This window comes from Protofrankia sp. Cr1, assembly GCF_963555865.1.
Classification (GTDB): domain Bacteria; phylum Actinomycetota; class Actinomycetes; order Frankiales; family Frankiaceae; genus Protofrankia.
Genome location: NZ_CAUVXO010000551.1, coordinates 1 through 3,368, shown reverse-complemented (window position 1 = coordinate 3,368; position 3,368 = coordinate 1). Strand labels below are relative to the sequence as shown.

At 65.5% G+C, this 3,368-nt stretch carries 2 protein-coding genes and 1 pseudogene; 1 reads left to right on the top strand and 2 read right to left on the bottom strand.

The genetic code is table 11. The features are described from left to right. Window positions 1-156 precede the first annotated feature (156 nt). Window positions 157-282: pseudogene (locus U9980_RS25620) on the bottom strand (flavodoxin); the annotation flags it as partial. 233 nt (window positions 283-515) lie between these two features. Here U9980_RS25620 and U9980_RS25615 point away from each other — a divergent pair. Further along, entirely contained in the window at window positions 516-2,510 is a 1,995-nt protein-coding gene (locus U9980_RS25615; RefSeq protein ID WP_322770274.1) for a hypothetical protein, read from the top strand. A gap of 29 nt (window positions 2,511-2,539) precedes the next feature. Here the strand turns inward: U9980_RS25615 and U9980_RS25610 are convergent, their stop codons facing one another. Beyond that, window positions 2,540-2,917: a hypothetical protein gene (locus tag U9980_RS25610; protein WP_322770273.1), complete on the bottom strand. Its 378-nt coding sequence runs from the start codon at window positions 2,915-2,917 to the stop codon at window positions 2,540-2,542. Between the last annotated feature and the right edge of the window lie 451 nt (window positions 2,918-3,368).

Sequence of the window (3,368 nt, the reverse complement as noted above, 5' to 3'; positions counted from 1 at the left end):
TTCTGCGCAAGACCGACGCGCTTTTCACCAACGAGGCGGAGGCCCGGGTAGGCGACCAGGTGGACCTGGAGTGGCTGGCGGTCGCCTGGCGGCCGATTCCGTAGGGTTGCGATCGGTGGTACGCGGCTGCGAGGAGCGCCCTGATGGAGGCGGGCTGGTCGCGATCGACTCGACCGCTCGCACGGCGCCGGTGGTGTCGTTGTTGCCATACACGTACAGCGCATAGGGACGACCGACAGTCGCCTCCAGGCAGGGGTCGTGGATCTGGTCGAAGAACTTGCGGAAAGTCGCCTGCGTCGGATGATTACGTTACGTGTCCATGGAGCTTGCTGTCGCGGTGGTGCCCAGCTCCCAGCCTGCCTCACGGCAGCATTGTCGCCTCCGGCGCCGGCTGTCGCCTCCGGTTCTAGATATCCCAGGCGATCCGGCATCCTGGGAACACGGCGGTTCGGGCAGCTTGGGCACGGTATGCTACCCGCGGTAGCCGGGCTGGCGAGGACTGAAAATTCGGGGGATTGCGGACTTTCATGGGCTCTAGTTCTGACCGGCAAGACTCCAGCGGCGGCTCTGGCTTCATCGACCGAAAAGAGGCGCTCAAGCTGGCCGGCGGCGTACTGACCGGTCACGAGAAGCCCGTTGTCGTGTTCTATGGCCTGCCGGGCATGGGGAAGAGTACTCTCCTGGCGGAGGTCAAGAAGAGGCATGGCGATAGCCTCAGCGTCGAGCACATCAATCTGTCGGATTTCCGTGAAGATTTCGACGAGCGGATCCCCGGAGCGCTGGCGCGGGTTTTCATGAAGTACGTAAAGGGCCGAAAGCGAAAATCTGCAGAGAAGATCCTGGCTAGCTTCCCGGGCGAATCCGGACCGGCGCGGGTGATCGTCGCCGACCTGGAGGTCCGCCATGCGACCATGGTGAATTCCCCGGTAAATGTGCTGGTGCCCGGCCAAGGCCACTCGTCGTCCCGGGCCAGCCGTCGGGCGGAGCTAGATCGTCAGATCCACCGGCTGGCCGAGATCGCAATGCTGATGGGTGATCCGCCGGCCCTGCTGATCGACGGGGCCGAGACGATCACCTACGCCGCAGCGAACGCAGCCGACGCGGAGTCCGAGACGTTCGCGATTGAGGATACCTGGTTCCAGGATCGGGTGCTGCCCGCGGTGCTGAAGGCCGCGCCCAGACTTCGGATCATCCTGGCCGGTTTAGATGACTTTCAAATCCGAGATGTAGCGGCCGGTTCTATGGAGATCGAGGGCTGGGAGCTCGAGCACACTATGGCTTTCCTAGCGGCCGAACGAGTTGACCCAGCCCTAGCCGGCAGAATTCACGCGCTCGCGAAAGGCAACCCGCTCATAGTCAGTTGGCTGGCCGAGACGGCTGGCCTGCGTCATCAGTTGGCGACGGACGGATCCGACTGGTTGCGGGCGGCGCACCAAGAGAAGCTCTCTAAGTGGTTGACCCGGGAGTTTCTTGGGCTGCTTTCCGACCGGGAGCGGAAAGTGGTTGAGGCCGCCGCCGTGCTTCGCGAGGTGAATGTGGGATCATTGGCGGCGGTGTCGGAGGAAGACGTTGACACCCTCCTGATAAACCGGCTCAAGGGCCGCTCGTTCATGCGGGTGAGTCGAAGCGACCGAGGAGAGCAGATCTGGTCTATCCATCCGCAGGTCCGGCAGTGGATTCTCGACTTCATGGCTTTCGATGACAGCACCCGGTTACTGAGCCAGCGCAAGCGTCCCAGCGCCCACCGGCGGGCTGCCGCCTTCTACGCTGCCCGGTCGGACGGGTATTTCTCGACCGAGGTCGCTTACCACCGGATCGCCGCTGGCGACGGGTACCCCGGCCTACGGGACCAGATGAGTGCGGCGCTCACCGCCGGCCGGTACGACCGCGTTCTGGAGTACGTCGGGCTGGTGCTCGCTCGCGAGCACCAGCCCGAGGCGATCGCGGGCACGGAGGATCTCGTGGCCTACGCGCATGAATGCCATGGCGCGGTCCTCGTTCGTCGGCAGCGAGGAGACAGGGCGGTGGCGCCGTTCGACCGCGCCCGGGACATCTACGCTGGCCGGGGTGACACCATCGGAGTCGGCAACACCATGCTTGGCCGGGGATACGCTCACCTCCAATCCGGCAACCCTGAGCCGGCAACCCGGGATTTCGAGCGCGCGCGGAAAATTTTCCACGACGCTCCCACGCTGGCCGCGGTGAATGAGGTCGACGCCATTCTGGGATTGGCGGAGGCGGCCGTGAGAACGGGGACGTCCGACGCGTTCGAGGCCGCGCGCCGCTATCTCGATGAGGCCGACGGCCTGTGTGCGCGCACTGGCTCGCTCGGCAAATCCGGGCGGCGCGCCCACACCCTGTTCCGGCTCGGCGACATCAGCCTACGTCTCGATTCGGACGCGTCACAGGCCCGAGAGTACAAAGAACGGGCTGCGGCGATGCTCGAGGCCATCGGCGATCCAGCGACCGCAGCCGCTGTCCGGCGGGATATGGCCGCCGGCCAACGGTGACGGAGTCGGCGCCGCGATAGGTGGCCGGCTCAAGGGCGGATGACGATCCCGGACCGGGTCAGTGTGCTGTCCTTGACTCGGCGCCGGGCTGTGCCGCCGCGGGCGTGGATTCCGGACTGGTTCAGGTCCGAGCCGTCGACCCGGTCGACGACGGTCGCGGCACGGTCGGCGTCGGTGATGCTGTCGGTCACGGTCGAACCGCCGCCGATCCGAACGCTGACTCGACCGCGACCGCGGGTTCCCGCGGCGGCCGCCAAGCCGGCCAATACCGCGCCGACAACCGTCAACGCTATCAGAGCCGCCCCGAGCGTCCAGCTCCAGTCGCTGGTCAGCACGTTCGTCACCAGGCCGGTCAGGTTGGCGACCACCACCGTCAGGGCAACGGCCGGTCCAGCGCTGATGCTCACTATTCACTCCGTTCGTTTACCTGTCTTAAAGATCGCCTTCCGCAATCTTAACCTTAGCGTATCTATTGGAGAGCCCGAAGTCAGCCACCGCCACGGACCGACGGCGCCGTCGCTTTCGCGCCGGACCATTTCCGGGCGTGGACCGAACGCGTAGTTACCGATATTTGTCTACGCGATCGCTGTAGGCGGCCATTCTGACCGAGCCGCCATCGAAATCGGTCGGTCCGAACGCGGACGCACTGGCAATCAAGCGGCGACGGCCGTCGCCGCCGCCGTCACGGTACTGCTCACCGTCCAGGTCGCGGTGGGCACCTACGCGAAGACCGAGCCCCCGCCTCGGCGGCGTCGGTTCTTCTACTGGAACACACTCGCTTCTCGCCGTCCGAGCCGAGATAGATTCGCCTTTATCCGCGAAGCAGAGTGATCGCGCGACCAGCGGGGCTGGTCGCCG